Source organism: Streptomyces sp. NPDC088147 (assembly GCF_044741565.1).
GTDB lineage: Bacteria > Actinomycetota > Actinomycetes > Streptomycetales > Streptomycetaceae > Streptomyces.
The window spans coordinates 873,891-888,012 of the sequence record NZ_JBIUSY010000003.1; the positions used below are offsets into that span (position 1 = coordinate 873,891).

Consider the following 14,122-nt stretch of genomic DNA (forward strand, 5'->3'; position numbering starts at 1 on the left):
GACCAGTCCAGCGCGCGGAATAGGGGAAGCCATGGCTGTTCTGAAGTACGAAGAGATCGCGGAGTCCCTGCGCGCACGCATCGCCGCTGGTGAGTTCGCCCCTGGGGCCACGATCCCATCGGGTCGTGACCTTGCCGAGCAGTGGGATGTGTCACGGGCCACTGCCATCAAGGCCGTGGACGTGCTGCGCAACGACGGTGTGGTCGTGGCCAAGCAGGGAACCGGGTTTGTTGTCACGGAGACACCCGTGGCACGTCCCGCCGGCGCTCGCCGTGCGGGGTCGGCGCGCATCTTGGGTGGGATGCCGTTCCTGCGCGTCGGTACGCCCGACTGGGCGGAACCTCCTGCCCGTGTGGCCGTCGCGCTCGGACTGTCGCCTGGGGTGAGAGCGCTTCGGCGTGTCCGCGTCCTCCAACTCCCGGACGGAACGCCGAATAGCTGCGTTGAGGCGTGGTTCCCCCCGGAGATCGCGGAGGCGGCACCCCGCCTTGCCGACACCGCTCCAATCGCCGAAGGAACGACACGCTATGTCCGGCGACAGACCGGACGGTTCCCGGTTGAGGGGGTGGATGTCACCACCGTGCGTGTCGCCACGGATGCGGACGCGGATCGCTTGGGAGTGCTGGCGGGATCGCCGGTAGCTGTGTTGCTGCATACGGCACATGACCAGGAGGGTCGCCCGCTGGTCTGTGAGGAAGGGGTTACCCCCTCCTCGCTCTTCGAGCAGGTGGACGCCTACGCGATGTAGGCAGGTCGTCAGAGGCGACTAAAGGAAGCTGGACCGGTCCACCGGTTCAGCTTTTTTTGATGACTTTTCGTGCCGCTGACCTGCATCTTTCTTGTTGAGGGTCCTTGGGGTGCGGATTCATCACTTGACTGGACCGGTCCACCGGTCCAGTCTCTTGGTGTGGCCACCGCCCGATCCGGAACTTCTCGGAGAAGGGCGATTCCGTCACGCCGACAACTCCACAGCGTGATCCACCGCAGTACGGCGGCCGTGACAACTCCGGCCGAGGCGAGTGGAGACCAGCCGACCGAGAACGGGCCCGCGTCACAACCGGGCCCCACACCCCACATGGGGGACACGCCATCGGCTCTAAAGAACCGCACGGCACACCTTTGATGCTGCGACCTCAGACTTCCGGGACTTCGGACCTCCCCGGGACGAGCAGCGCCGTGCGAACCGGAGAACCGAACCAACTACCTGCGCAGCCTGAGTGCTGCGGCCGGTTGCCTCCTCCGCCCGTCCGGCTCGCCGCCGTACGGGCGGGGCCGAGGGGAGCCGGAACCCTTCCGCTTCAACGGCGCACGGCCCCGGTGTCCTACCACCGGGGCCGCAGTTTTGGGCCGTTCACCCGTGAGAGGAACACGACCCATGTACTTCATCGGCACTGTTCAGGCGGCTGTTACGGCCGCTGAATCCGACGGTGGGCCGACGGCCGCCGAGCTGGACGCGATCGAGCTGGAGATGCCGCTGATCCTGGCGGACGTCGAGCTGCTGGACGCGCAGATCATGACCATCGACCGGCCGGCCACCGAGCTGGACATCCGCCGGATCCGGCGGGCCCGTCGGCGGGTGCTGGCCGCCCGCCGGGAGCTCTCGAACCTGTCCGCCGCCTCCACGGTGACGGCGCCGGGGGGTGCGGCATGAGCGCCCTGGACGCGAACCTGACCGCCGCCCACGCGGAAGTGAAAGCCGAGATCGCGCGGACCGACACCAAAGCCGGGCTGTTGCTGGCGTTCATCGGCGCGCTGCTGGCGGGTGTGTGGACGGTCACCAAGGATGTCCACCTTCCCACCGTCGCGCTCGTGGTCGGCGGGCTGGGGGTGGCGCTGCTGGTGGCCGCGGCCGGTCTGCTGCTGCGTGCGGTCCGGCCGAACCTGGGTGGTGCCCGGCCGGTGGGCTTTCCCCGGTGGGCGACGCTCACGGCCGAGGAGATCCGCACGGAGCTGGACGCGGACACGCGTGCTCAGCACATCGCGAACCTCTCCCGGATCGCCGTCTGCAAGTTCACCAACCTGCGCCGCGCGGTCGATGTGACGTGCGCGGCCGGCGTGCTGCTCATCGTGGCCGCCGTGATCGCGGTGGGGGGTGCGCTGTGACTGCGACATTCCAGGCGCAGATGGCGAACAACGGTGGCCGGTGGCACGCCTTCGTGGTGCTCCTGCCCGGGTCGGTGTCGCTGTGGCCCGAGCACGACTGGTACCGGGACGCGCCCGTGCCCACCCTCACCGAGCGGACGCAGGTCCTCGCCGCCCTCGGGTACGAGATCGCGGCCGGTGCCGAGTGGGAGTGGACCGAGTCCAGCGACGTCTACGACGACCCGTCGTCGCCGGTCCTGCTGATCGCCACCGTTACGGTCCAGGCCCTGCCGGAGGTGACGGCATGAACCGCACCGCCAAGACGATGTTGGTGCTGGCTCTGGTCGGTGTGGTCGGTCTCGCGTTCCGGGTGTCGTGGAACGCTCTGAGGGATGTGGCCCGCGCGATCGGCGCGGACCAGACCGCCGCCAACCTCTACCCGTTCGTGGTTGACGGCCTGATGGCCCTCGCTCTGATCGCCACGCTCGTGCTGACCGACACGAAGGACAAGACGTTCGCGCTGCGGGTCCTGGCCGCCTACACGGTCGCCTCGCTGGTCCTGAACTACGTCCACGGACTCGTGCCGGAGCTGCACGGCCAGTCGGTTGCCTGGGGCCGACTGGCCGAACCGGACTGGGCCAACTGGGCGCTGGTCCTGCTCGCCACGTCGCTGCCGGTCGGGTCGATCTACTTCGGCTCCGATCTGGTCGCGAAGGTCCTGCACCACCGACCGGACGACCACCGACCGGACGATGGCACAGATGGTCAGAAAACGACTGCGATCGATATCAATCGGTCGATGTCTGACCTGGGAGAGTCGGCCGACGCCCCTGTGGTCACGTCGGTGGGGCCGTCGGCCGACCCGGTCGCGCTGCCCGCCCCGGTACCGGTCGAACTGCCCGCACCGGTTGAGCCGGTGCCGGTCGTGTCGGCGGTCGCCGCCGAGTCGGGCCGTTCCCGTCGGGCGACCGGTCGGGTTCCAGACGCCGCACGCACCAGTCGGCCGACGCGTACAGCGGACCAACTGCTTGATGAGGCACGCCAGTTGACGGCCGACTGGTCCGACAAGGAGCTGACGGCCGACGGTATCCGTAAGGCGGTCCGGACGTCGTCGGCGGCGGCACGCGGTCTGCGCGACACCCTGCGCGCCGAACGAGCCGCCGCCGACGACGCCGTTACCGATTCGCGTCAGGATGACGCGGCCCTGGCGGTCGTCTGATGTCCCCGGCATTCGGGAAGTGCTACGACCCGACCGGGGCGATTCACGGGGTGCCTACGTTCCCCTGGCGCCTCGCCCCGGACGGCTACGCGACGCGCCGGCAGTTACGGGCCCGGGGCCTGCGGCCCGGCGGGCAGGCCGTCGCCGCACAGGTCATGCGCCGTTCCCGCCGCCGTACGGCCGGTGTCGCGGTCGCCTACCTGTACCGCGTCGACCGCGCGTTGCCGGTCCGCCCCATGACCCCGGGCCGCGCCGCCGCACTCGCCAAAGCGATGGCCGCGCGCCGCACGTGCCCCGAGTGCCGCGCGGATGTCGGGTACTGCATCCCGACGTCGCTTGGCATGTGTGTGACCTGCGCCTACCCCGAGGAACAGCGCGCCGCCTGACCACACCGACCCGAGAGGAACCCGATGACCGAGCGAATGAGGAACCAGGCCGAGGCCAACCGCGCTGCGGCGCGAGTGCTCCGCAACCGGGGCGCGGACGACGCTGCGACGCGGATGGAGGATCGGGCCGCCGAGCTGGAGTCCGGACGCGTCACCGACGTGACTGACCAGGTCAGCAGTCTCATCCGCTGGGGCCTGCGCCGTTGACCAACCGCCCCGGCATCCACGCCGCGAGGGCGCCGGATCGGATCCGGCCCGGGGCACGCACCGCACCACCCCCCGACACCGCTACGGAGGCACCGTGGAATCCCTCCCCGCCCCGGCCCCGCGTACGGTCGTCCAGCTCCCGGACGGCACGCACGCCTACATCGATCCGGCGGCCCTGCCCGCCGTTGCCCCGCAGTCGGCCGGTCCTCAGGTCGTCCACATCCATCAGGCCGCACCCGACCGGACCGTGCAGCGCGTCGCGCTCGGGTCCGGGATCGGCGCCGGCGCCGTCGTCGGCGGCGTCTTCTTCGGTCCGATGCTGGTCGCGGCGATCACGTCGATGGCTGTGTCCCTCGCCGTCGTCGCGCTCGTGGTCGTGGCCACGGCGTGGGGTCTTGTCGCCGTGGTCCGCTCGGTGGGCGGCGCGGATGGCGAGGCCGCGGCGAAGACCCTCTCCAAGGCCCGTCGTCGGCGCTGACGGTCCTCTGTCGTTCCCCGGTGTGCATGGCCGGGGGGCGGCAGAGGACCGGACAGTCCGGCCCGGATCGGAGCGTCATGGCACAGCAGCAGCACGGGCCCCGCCTCACCGTGGGTGAGAAGGCGCGGGTCGCCGTTCTGGTGGCCCGGATGACGAAGCGGTGCGCGGTCAGCGAGGACATCGACCGCAGCGACCTGGAACGCAAGGTTGACCGCATCATCGACGGCGCCCGCCGGCGCGAGGAGCGCACCGCCAAGACCCGCAAGTGACTACGCCCCGGGGCGGCCGTACACCGGCCAAGGAAGTCCGGCCGCCCCGGGCCGCCCGCCCGCCCTTCAGGCAGAGCAGGAGAAACCATCATGACCGAGACTCTTCCGCCGCCCGCGCACCTGCGGGCGGTTCCGGACACGACCGACACCGAAGAGGCCACGACCGCGGCGCCGGTGGCGGTCGACAATCCCACGCTCCCCGAACCGGGGGTGGCCACCGAGAAGCGCAAGCCGGTGATGGCCGGGTGGCTGACCACCCGGCGGGACTTCCTGTCCACCGCCCGGCACACGGCCGCGAACGCCGGGTACGCGGCCCTCTACCACGGGGTCCGGGCCCCGGTGTATGCCGGACGCCTCGCCGTCATGTCCCCGCGGGGAGCCTGCCGGTTCGTCGTCGCGACCAACCGGTGGGTGTGGGACCGGGAAGCCGCGCCGCTGCGGGACCACGCCGTGCGCACCGAGGACGTTGAGGAGTACATGCGGCTGTCCCGGCTGCGTGCCGGGCGGGTGCGGCTGCGTGGGCTGGTGACGCTGGTGGCGGCCGTGTTCGGGCTCGGATTTGCCCTGTGGCTCTATGTCCTGGCCCCCGCCTATCTCTACGCGTTCGCGGCCGGCGGCGTGTTGCTGCTGGGTCTGGGGGGCGGGGAGAAGGACGCGCCGGTCATCGGCCCCGCCGTGCTGAAGACCGAGGTCCAGAAGCTCACCGGCAGCATTGTGCTGCGCGGGCTGGACTCCATCGGCAACGCCAAGGTGTCGGCCGCCATCAAGAAGGGCGGGGACAACGGCCTGCGCTTCACCAGCGAGATCACCCGCGACGGCCCCGGCTACCGCGCCGACCTCGATCTCCCCTACGGCGTGACGCCCGAGGACATCATGGAGGCCCGCAAGCCCCTCGCGTCCGGTCTGCGGCGCAAGGTCGGCTGCGTGTGGCCCTCCCCCGACCCCACCCAGCACGAAGGACGGCTGGTTCTGTGGGTCGGGGACAAGCCGATGAACGAGACGACCAAGCCCGCCTGGCCCCTCGCCAAGACGGGTCAGGTTGACCTGTTCAAGCCGGTCGTGTTCGGCAACGACCAGCGCATGCGGGACGTCGCCGTGACGCTCATGTTCGCGAGCGTGGTGGTCGGGTCGATCCCGCGTATGGGCAAGACGTTCCTGATGCGCCTGTTCCTGCTCATCGCCGCCCTGGACCCGCGCGCGGAACTGCATGCGTTCGACTTCAAGGGCACCGGCGACTTCGGCGCCCTGGAGCCGGTCTGCCACCGCTACCGCGCCGGTGAAGAGGACGAGGACATCGAATACGTCGTCCACGCGCTGCGGGAGCTGAAGGATGAACTCAGGCGGCGGGCGAAGGTCATCAAGGGCCTGCCGCGCTCGCGTTGCCCCGAGTCGAAGGTGACCCCGGAACTCGCGAATGACAAGGCGCTCGGTCTGCACCCGATCGTCGCCGGGTTCGATGAGTGCCAGGTCCCCTTCGAGCACGAGGAGTACGGCAAGGAGATCGAGGCGATCTGCACCGACCTGGTCAAGCGCGGCCCCGCCCTGGGGATCGTGGCCCTCTTCGGCACCCAGCGCCCCGACGCCAAGTCCCTGCCCACCGGCATCAGCGCCAACGCCGTGCTCCGGTTCTGCCTGAAGGTCATGGGCCAGCCCGCCAACGACATGGTCCTCGGCACGTCGATGTATAAGGCGGGCTACCGGGCCACCATGTTCAGCAGGTCCGAGCGCGGTATCTGCTGGATGGCCGGTGAAGGCGACGACCCGCGCATCGTCGCGTCCGCGTTCGTGGACGCGGTCGCCGCGGAGCGGATCGCCGCCCGCGCACGGACGATGCGCGAGGAGTACGGCAACGTCACCGGCCACGCCATCGGCCAGGGCCCCGAGAAGAGCACCGGCGCCGACCTCCTCACCGACGTCCTCGACGTCATGCCGGCCGACGAGAAGGCCGTGTGGTGCGAGCGGATCGCCGCCCGCCTCACCGCCCTGCGCCCCGAGGCGTACGAGGGGTGGAAGGGCGAGAACGTCACCACCGCACTCAAGCCCTGGGGCATCAAGCCCGGACAGGTCTGGGGCCAGACCGACAGCGGCGAGGGCAAGAACCGGCGCGGCATCGACCGGGCCGACATCACCGCCGCGATTACGCGCCGTGACGCGGATCGGGCCGCGGCCTGACCCGAGCAGCGCTGCTAGACCTAGCACCCCCGCCTGCTAGGTCTAGCACCCCCGCTAGCGGCCCATCACCCCTGTGATCAGGCACCTAGCGTCTAGCGGCTGACCTGCCGCAACCCCCGAAAACCATCCCAGGACGGGAGTTCACCCACCCATGCTCCTCACTAGCGCCGCACTCCTCGCGACCCTGGCCGGTTACGCAGCGTTGTGCGCTGTCAGTCCGTTCGGCCCGTGCCGGAAGTGCTCCGGGACCGGGCTGCGCGAGCTGCGCAAGGGCTCCAAGCTCTGCCGCCGCTGCCACGGACAACGCCGCCGACTCCGCCTCGGCCGCCGCGCTCTCAACTCCTCGCGCCGCACATACGCCGCCGGAACCACCCCCCGCACCGTCTCGAAGGGAGCCGCGCCGTGGCACTGACCCTCTCACTCGTCGCGCTGTTCGGACTCGTCCTCTTCTTCCTGCTCCGCTCCCACTCCCTCAGCTTCGGCGCCGCGTTCATAGCCGCCGGATTCGGGTTCTTCCTCGCCTCCACCGGCGCCGCCGAGCCCATCAACCAGCTCACCACCGCGCTCATCGACGCGATACCCGACCTGTAGGAGACCTCGTTGATGCGACTGCGTATCCAGCACACCACATGGCCTCGCCCGGCCCTCATCCTCACTGACACGCCTCGCCCCAACTGCCCTCGCTGTGAGGGCGACGGCGGGCACAACCGTGATTACGGCGACTACGAGACCGGTGAGTACGCGGGCACCGAGTGGGAGCCCTGCCCCTGCTGGGACGAGACCCGTCGCTGGACCGTGCTGCCCCTCCCGCGCATGCCTCGCCGGCGTGCTGCTTGGCGCGACCCGTGGGAGACCGGCGGCTACAGCGACGAACCGCCCTTCTGACGGCTCCCCGTCGCGCCCGGCCGATGCCGGGCGCGGTGGGGAGCCGGACAGTCCGGCCCCGCCACGAGGAAGGCATCCATGCCTGAGATCGCAACACACACCATCCTGACCGGCGTTGCTACCCGAGGGGGAACCGAGACGCCGTGCGCGGACGGGGCGCACGTCCACCGGCGGGGCGATCGCGTATGCGCGGCCGTCGTGGACGGAGCCGGCCACCACGAGGACGTCACCGACTACGCCCGGCACGCGCCGTCCGTGATCACCCTGACGGGCATGGCCATGGGCGGACTCGTCGCTCTGACCACCGCCGGGCGGATGGCCGACGCGTACGACCGCCCGCCGCACATGTCCGCCGTCTACGCATCCATGGAACCGGGCCACCCCACGGGGGTCCACTGGATCGGCGACTGCCGCGCGTACGGATGGGACGGCCAGACGCTGACCCTGTGGAGCACGGACCAGACCATGGGCCAGTGGCTGCGGTGGAACGGCGGCGTACCCATCGAGATCGCACGGACCCAGGACAACTGGGCCAGGCTCGGACTCGCGCAGGCGACAGAGATGACGTGCCGCCAACTGGAGATCCCCGAGGACATCCCCCTTGTCCTACTCGTCAGCGACGGCGTCTCGGACCAAGTGGCCCCGGAGACGGCGGAGGAGCTGTGTCGGGAGCACGCCGGTAACCCACAGGCACTCGCAGACGCTCTCGTCGCGGCGGCGCAGCCGGACCCTGACGGCTACCGCGACGACGCCACCGCCGTCGTCATCGCCCGCACCTAGACACAACCGAGGGCGGCCCCCGTCTCGCCAAAGTCCGGGGCCGCCCTCATCCAGCACAACTCAACAGAGGACTGGAGTCCCCAGCATGACTCAACCGACCCTCATCCGGCGAGACCGCCGGGAGCACCCGCCTGCCGCCCCGCCGGGTGGTATGCGGTTCTACCTGACCACCCACAAGCGGCACTGGGTGCGCCTGACCGATGTGCCGCTGTTCCTGAAGTCCGAGCACTTCGTGAAAGCGGTCAAGCTCCCCGAAGCCCTCGGCCCGTACGCCGTGGACTCCGGCGGCTTCTCGGAGCTCCAGGAACACGGCCGCTGGACGCGTAGCGCCCGGCAGTATGTCGCGGATCTGCGCCGCATCTGGGAAGGGGTCGGCCCGTTCGACTGGGCGGCCCCGCAGGACTGGATGTGTGAACCGCTCATCATCCACGGCGGCAAGGCCGGACCGAACGTCTTCGTCGGCACGCACCTGAGCGTGGCAGAGCACCAGCGGCGCACCGTCGCCAACTACCTCGAACTCAGGGAGCTGGCACCGGAGTTGCCAATCATCCCGGTGTTGCAGGGCTGGGAGCTCCAGGACTACGAACGCTGCGTGGACCTGTACGACCGGGCCGGTATCGACCTCACGGCGGAACCGCTCGTCGGGCTCGGCTCCGTCTGCCGGCGTCAGTCCACCCGCGAAGGTGCGGAGATCGTGACCGCTCTCGCCGGGCACGGCATCAAGCTGCACGGCTTCGGATTCAAAATCCTCGGTCTGGAGAAGGTTGGGCACCTCATGGCCACCGCCGACTCCATGGCATGGAGCTACCACGCCCGCAAGCGCCCGCCCTTGCCCGGCCACACCACCCACAAGAACTGCGCCAACTGCATTGACTACGCCCTCAAGTGGCGCACACGCGTTCTCGCCGGACTGCCCGCACAGACGGGAGCTCCCGCATGAGTGAGTACCTGAGAACCGCTCTCAACCTCGCCACAGCGGGCGTGCCCGTGCTGCCGCTGCGCGCGGGCAAGCTCCCCTTCGGGAACTGCCCGGCGTGCACCGGCTCCGCATGTGGCGACCGTCCGCACATGAAGCGCGCGGGTACCTGTGCCTGCCCGGCTCCGTGCCACGGGTGGGCCGCCGCGACCGCCGACACCGCCGTGCTGACTTCCCTGCCGTGGGCGGGGGCGTGGCGTGAGGCGCGGGCGGTCGCCTACCACCCCGGCGGCGCCGGGCTGACCGTCGTCGACCTCGACAACGCCGACGCGATCACGTGGGCACGGGCGCACCTGCCTCTCACCCGGACCGTGGCCACGACCCGTGGGGAGCACTGGATCTACCTCGGTGCCATGCGGGGCGCGAACAACGTGCGGCCCGGCGTGGACATCAAGTCCCTTATGGGGTACGCCCGTTGGCTCGGGCCCGGCACGGGGACGATGGTCGATCTGCCGGACGTCGTTCGCGCGCTGCCCGTGAAGGAGCGGCCCGTCCCGCAGCACGGGCCGGTGAGCGCTTCCGTGCCCGTGTCGGTCGGCGGGGTGTGCCGTCACCGCACCCCCGTCTACCTGGAGCGCGGTATCTCCATGGCCGAGCACCGGATCACCGATGCCCGGAGCGCGGTCCACAACACCGTGTACCGGGTCTTTCTCGCTGTCCTGTCCACCCACGGCCGGTGCGGCTGCCTCACCGACGCCCACGTCGCGCGGCTGTTCACCGCCGCGCAGGCCAAGGGCGAGTCCCCGCGGCACTGCACCATCGCGTGGGCCAACGCCCGTACCGCGCTGGGGGTGTAGGGCTGTGGCCGACGACGAGAAGAACCCGGCGCGCGAGGTCATCACCGACTACGCGCAGTCCCACTTCCGGTACTTCCGGACCGCTGACGGGACCGTGTACGCGCAGCGCAACGGCCATCCGGTGGCCCGCCCGATCCGCTCCCAGGGCACGACGGGCAGCCACCGCCAGGAACTCATGGTCGGCCTGTTCAAGGACGGCATCGGCGTGTTCAACGGCACCGCCATGAAGGAGGCGTTGGACTTGATCGAAGCACTCGCGTTGACCGAGGAGACTCAGGCCGTGCACATCCGCGTGGCCCCCGGATTCGACGGGGCGACGTGGCTGGACCTGGGCCGCACCGACGGGCGGTCCGTCCGCATCCACCCCACCGGCTGGGACATCACCGTGCCCGACCCGCGCGAGGTGTGCTGGCGGCGCACCCAGCTCACCGGCGAACTCCCCCTGCCCGCGCGGGACACCGATGGCAAGGGCATCGACCTCCTGCTCAGGCTGTGCAACTTCGCCAACGCGGAAACCGAATGCCTGGCCATCGCCTGGCTCATCGGCTGCCTCGGACCGTCCGTTCCCGTCCCCGCCCCGTTCCTCACCGGCCCCCAGGGCGCCGGCAAGTCCACCGGCGGGCGGATGCTCGTGCGGATCATCGAGGGCATGAGCGGCGATCTGCGCCGCGCTCCGAAGGACGAAGAGAACCTGATCGCGGCGGTGGCGGCCGGATGGGTCACCGCCCTGGACAACCTGTCCCACATGACGCCGGACCTGTCCGACGCCATGTGCTGCATCGTCACCGGAGCCGAGAGCGTCAAGCGCGCGCTGTTCACCGATGGGGACGTTCACCGGGCCCGCTACCGCCGCCCGCTGCTCCTGACCGGTATCGACGTGGGAGTCATCCGGCCTGACCTCGCGGAACGGCTCCTGCCGCTGCGATTGGAGCGGCCCCGCGTCCGGCGCACCGAGGCCGAACTCTGGGCGGAGTACGCGGAAGTGCTGCCCGTCGTTCTCGGCTCCCTACTGGACCTCGCGGTCAAGGTCCACGCCGCTGATGCGGAGACGCCCACCGATCTACGGATGGCCGACTTCGCGCACCTGTGCGCGCAGCTCGACGCCGCCACCGGCCTGGGGGCGCTCTCCGCGTACCGGGCCAGTCTGGACGACCTGAATGACGACGTGATCGAAGGCGATCTCCTCGCGCAGACCGTCCTCCAGCACGCCGACAGCCTCGAACCGGGCGCAGAGCAGCGGATGACGTCCACCGAGTGGCTGCACTGCCTCAGCCGCCTCTACAGCGGCGACGAACTGCGCCCCCTGCCTAAAGGGTGGCCGACCACGGGAAAAGTCCTCTCAGACCGCCTCAAGCGCCTCCAGCCCACCCTGGCCGCTCGCGGCGTGCTCATCGACAGCGGCCGGACCCGTGAGGGCCGTTACCTCGAAATGGCCCGCCGGGCCGCCCCCTCACCGCACGAGCAGGCGGCGGCGTTCTGACCGCACGGCACGGCGCGGGGACAAGCAAGAAGAGCACGCCACGGCGGGTGCTCTTCTTGCTTGTCCGGCGGAACGCCGCCTGAGGGTCGCGCCGCGACGCGGCTCCTTCTTCACGCTGGAAGGGCCGCCGCACTACTACAGACACCCCCTTCCTTTTCCTAAGTAGGGACGCCCTGCGTCACCTGCGTCACGCGGGCCAGGAAACGGCCCCTGAGCTGCGGCTACGGGCGTGACGCAGACGGCAGACGCTGCGTCATCCCGCGTCACCTGCGTCACGCCGTGACGCAGCCCATGACGCAGCGATGACGCACACCCACACCACTGCGTCACACAAACCCCCAGGTCACAGCCCTGCATGACGCTGGTGACGCTGTGACGCAGAAATCCACACATCGGACAGGCGCAGGCCCCTGAGAAAGCACGCAAGCGCCTCCCGGTATCGCAGTCAGACGAAGGAGTGCCCCACCCATGGACACGTTCCAGCTCTCCGACTCCCTGGACTCCACCCTCGTGTTCCTCACGGTCGAAGAGGCCGCCCGCCGACTTCGCATCGGGCGGACCACTTGCTATCGGCTCATCCGCACCGGAGCACTGGAATCCCTGACCATCGGCGGCCTCCGACGTGTGCCCGCCGACGCTCCGGCCGCCTACCTCGCTCGCCGCCGCGCTGAGCAGCGCGCCGCCTGACCAACCCTTCGCCGGAGTGCCACCCCGCCCCAGGGTGGCGCTCCGGCCGTTTCCACCCGCAGCACCCCGAAGGAGACCGCCCATGGCGGAGGACCAGAAGCGCACGCGTCGAGCCAACGGCGAAACAGCCATCTACTTCGGCAAGGACGATCGTTGGCACGCCCGGGTGCCGATGGGCTACAAGGACAACGGTGAGCCCTACCGCAGGCACATCACCCGCCCCTCCGAGGACGCGTTGATCGAGGAGGTCAAGCGGCTGGAGAAGCAGCGCGACCAGGGCACTGCGCAGCAGCCTGGCAAGCTGTGGACAGTTGAGAAGTGGCTGTGGCACTGGGTCCAGAACATCGCCAAGGACGTCGTCAGCGAGAACACCTATGACGGGTACGAGGTTGCGGTTCGCGTGCACCTCGTACCCGGCATCGGTAAGCACCGAATCGATCGCTTGGAGCCGGAGCACCTGGAGAGCCTGTACCGCCGGATGCAGAAGAACGGCAGCAAGGCAGCCACGGCCCACCAGGCCCACCGAACTGTCCGCACCGCACTCGGTGAGGCGGTACGACGTGGCCACGCAGCGAAGAACGCCGCCGCCCTGGCCAAGCCACCACGGATGGAGGAGCCGGAGGAGGAGATCGAGCCCTACTCGGTTGAGGAGGTGCAGAGCCTGCTGATCGAGGTGAACAAGCGCCGGAACAGCGCCCGTTGGATGCTGGCGTTGGCGCTTGGCCTGCGGCAGGGAGAGACGCTGGGACTGCGCTGGGCCGACGTGGACTTGGATCACGAGTACCTGAAGTTGCGCCGGAACCGGCTGCGCCCGAAGTACGCACACGGGTGCAAGGAGCCCGATCCGTGTGGTCGGAAGGCCGGGTACTGCCCGCACCGCAAGCAGGTGCGGCGCGAGACGAAGAACACCAAGTCGCGCGCAGGCCGCCGTGCGGTTCCCCTGCCAGGCCCCCTGGTCGTGATGCTGCGAACGCACAAGGAAGCTCAGGCCCGGGAGCGCAGGGCGGCCGGGAACCTGTGGACAGAGTCGGACTACGTGTTCACGAAACCGCTCGGTGGCCCGCTGAGTCCGAACACGGACTACCACGACTGGAAGAAGCTGTTGGATGACGCGGGTGTGCGCGACGGACGCCTGCACGATGCCCGCCACACCGCCGCCACCGTCCTCATGCTGCTTGGCGTCCCGGACCGCGTGATCGACCAGATCATGGGCTGGGAGTCGGGCACGTCCTCCCGGATGCGCGCGCGGTACCTGCATGTGCCCGACGCCATGCTGAAGGCGGTGGCGCAGAAGATCGCGGAGGCCATCTGGGGGCCTTCCCCGAACGCCCCTGCGGACAAAGACCAGAACAACGAGGGTTGAGACAACGTCGAAGGGCCCCACCGCGAACGGTGGGGCCCTTCGACGTATTGCCCGGTGAGAGCAATGGCGGAGGATACGAGATTCGAACTCGTGAGGGGTTGCCCCCAACACGCTTTCCAAGCGTGCGCCCTAGGCCACTAGGCGAATCCTCCGCGGCAAACAATACAAGACGCCGGGGAGTGCTCGCGAACTCGATCCGGGCCTCCGGGATCGGGTACTGTGTGCGGAGCCCCTCACGTGGCGCTATCTGACTGAACTCCCCCAGGGCCGGAAGGCAGCAAGGGTAGGTCGGCTCTGGCGGGTGCGTGGGGGGCGCTTGCGTTGGGGGTGGTGGTCGGGGG

Annotated in this window: 18 protein-coding genes, 1 tRNA gene and 1 other RNA gene; 19 read left to right on the top strand and 1 reads right to left on the bottom strand. The window is 69.8% G+C overall.

Translation table 11 applies throughout. From position 1 onward, the window contains the following. Positions 1 to 31: 31 nt before the first annotated feature. The 18 genes from ACIOGX_RS14755 (at position 32) to ACIOGX_RS14840 (ending at position 13,781) form a co-directional block, all read left to right on the top strand. A complete protein-coding gene (locus ACIOGX_RS14755; protein WP_356509270.1) occupies positions 32 to 748 on the top strand; it encodes a GntR family transcriptional regulator in 717 nt (238 codons plus the stop codon). Positions 749 to 1,375: 627 nt separating this feature from the next. Then, on the top strand, positions 1,376 to 1,651 hold the full coding sequence (locus tag ACIOGX_RS14760) for a DUF6284 family protein (protein WP_401913183.1): 276 nt from the start codon (positions 1,376 to 1,378) through the stop codon (positions 1,649 to 1,651). Beyond that, positions 1,648 to 2,103, top strand: a complete 456-nt coding sequence (locus ACIOGX_RS14765) for a Pycsar system effector family protein (protein ID WP_401913186.1) — start codon at positions 1,648 to 1,650, stop codon at positions 2,101 to 2,103. The genes ACIOGX_RS14760 and ACIOGX_RS14765 overlap by 4 nt, the downstream gene beginning before the upstream one ends. Beyond that, entirely contained in the window at positions 2,100 to 2,390 is a 291-nt protein-coding gene (locus ACIOGX_RS14770) for a DUF6303 family protein (protein WP_401913189.1), read from the top strand. The genes ACIOGX_RS14765 and ACIOGX_RS14770 overlap by 4 nt, the downstream gene beginning before the upstream one ends. Continuing rightward, on the top strand, positions 2,387 to 3,301 hold the full coding sequence (locus tag ACIOGX_RS14775; RefSeq protein WP_401913192.1) for a DUF2637 domain-containing protein: 915 nt from the start codon (positions 2,387 to 2,389) through the stop codon (positions 3,299 to 3,301). Before ACIOGX_RS14770 ends, ACIOGX_RS14775 begins: the two co-directional genes overlap by 4 nt. Beyond that, a complete protein-coding gene (locus ACIOGX_RS14780; RefSeq protein ID WP_401913195.1) occupies positions 3,301 to 3,687 on the top strand; it encodes an RRQRL motif-containing zinc-binding protein in 387 nt (128 codons plus the stop codon). The genes ACIOGX_RS14775 and ACIOGX_RS14780 overlap by 1 nt, the downstream gene beginning before the upstream one ends. Positions 3,688 to 3,711: 24 nt before the next feature. Continuing rightward, positions 3,712 to 3,894 carry a hypothetical protein gene (locus ACIOGX_RS14785; RefSeq protein WP_401913198.1) on the top strand — a complete coding sequence of 61 codons (183 nt, stop codon included), beginning with the start codon at positions 3,712 to 3,714 and terminating at the stop codon, positions 3,892 to 3,894. 94 nt (positions 3,895 to 3,988) lie between these two features. Continuing rightward, entirely contained in the window at positions 3,989 to 4,372 is a 384-nt protein-coding gene (locus tag ACIOGX_RS14790) for a DUF6251 family protein (RefSeq protein ID WP_401913201.1), read from the top strand. Between the two features lie 77 nt (positions 4,373 to 4,449). Then, on the top strand, positions 4,450 to 4,641 hold the full coding sequence (locus ACIOGX_RS14795) for a DUF6257 family protein (protein ID WP_401913204.1): 192 nt from the start codon (positions 4,450 to 4,452) through the stop codon (positions 4,639 to 4,641). Between the two features lie 90 nt (positions 4,642 to 4,731). After that, the gene (locus ACIOGX_RS14800; protein ID WP_401913207.1) at positions 4,732 to 6,813 is read left to right on the top strand and encodes a cell division protein FtsK; all 2,082 of its coding nucleotides are present in this window, start codon (positions 4,732 to 4,734) and stop codon (positions 6,811 to 6,813) included. 402 nt (positions 6,814 to 7,215) lie between these two features. Next, positions 7,216 to 7,404, top strand: coding sequence for a hypothetical protein (locus ACIOGX_RS14805; RefSeq protein ID WP_401913210.1), 189 nt, complete (start codon positions 7,216 to 7,218; stop codon positions 7,402 to 7,404). A 12-nt stretch (positions 7,405 to 7,416) separates the two neighbouring features. After that, positions 7,417 to 7,698, top strand: coding sequence for a hypothetical protein (locus ACIOGX_RS14810; RefSeq protein ID WP_401913213.1), 282 nt, complete (start codon positions 7,417 to 7,419; stop codon positions 7,696 to 7,698). 78 nt (positions 7,699 to 7,776) lie between these two features. Further along, positions 7,777 to 8,478: a SpoIIE family protein phosphatase gene (locus ACIOGX_RS14815; RefSeq protein WP_356509292.1), complete on the top strand. Its 702-nt coding sequence runs from the start codon at positions 7,777 to 7,779 to the stop codon at positions 8,476 to 8,478. 85 nt (positions 8,479 to 8,563) lie between these two features. Next, positions 8,564 to 9,418, top strand: coding sequence for a hypothetical protein (locus ACIOGX_RS14820; RefSeq protein WP_401913216.1), 855 nt, complete (start codon positions 8,564 to 8,566; stop codon positions 9,416 to 9,418). Continuing rightward, positions 9,415 to 10,251: a bifunctional DNA primase/polymerase gene (locus ACIOGX_RS14825; protein WP_401913219.1), complete on the top strand. Its 837-nt coding sequence runs from the start codon at positions 9,415 to 9,417 to the stop codon at positions 10,249 to 10,251. The genes ACIOGX_RS14820 and ACIOGX_RS14825 overlap by 4 nt, the downstream gene beginning before the upstream one ends. A gap of 4 nt (positions 10,252 to 10,255) precedes the next feature. After that, positions 10,256 to 11,731, top strand: coding sequence for an ATP-binding protein (locus ACIOGX_RS14830; RefSeq protein WP_401913222.1), 1,476 nt, complete (start codon positions 10,256 to 10,258; stop codon positions 11,729 to 11,731). 468 nt (positions 11,732 to 12,199) lie between these two features. Further along, positions 12,200 to 12,418 carry a helix-turn-helix domain-containing protein gene (locus ACIOGX_RS14835; protein ID WP_401913225.1) on the top strand — a complete coding sequence of 73 codons (219 nt, stop codon included), beginning with the start codon at positions 12,200 to 12,202 and terminating at the stop codon, positions 12,416 to 12,418. An 82-nt stretch (positions 12,419 to 12,500) separates the two neighbouring features. Further along, entirely contained in the window at positions 12,501 to 13,781 is a 1,281-nt protein-coding gene (locus ACIOGX_RS14840; protein ID WP_401913228.1) for a tyrosine-type recombinase/integrase, read from the top strand. A gap of 64 nt (positions 13,782 to 13,845) precedes the next feature. On the opposite strand, the gene ACIOGX_RS14845 is transcribed toward ACIOGX_RS14840, so the two are convergent. Beyond that, a tRNA-Ser gene (locus tag ACIOGX_RS14845) sits at positions 13,846 to 13,933 on the bottom strand. 72 nt (positions 13,934 to 14,005) lie between these two features. On the opposite strand from ACIOGX_RS14845, the gene ffs reads away from it, so the two are divergent. Continuing rightward, an RNA gene (gene ffs, locus ACIOGX_RS14850) (signal recognition particle sRNA small type) lies at positions 14,006 to 14,104 on the top strand. The last annotated feature ends 18 nt before the right edge of the window (positions 14,105 to 14,122 follow it).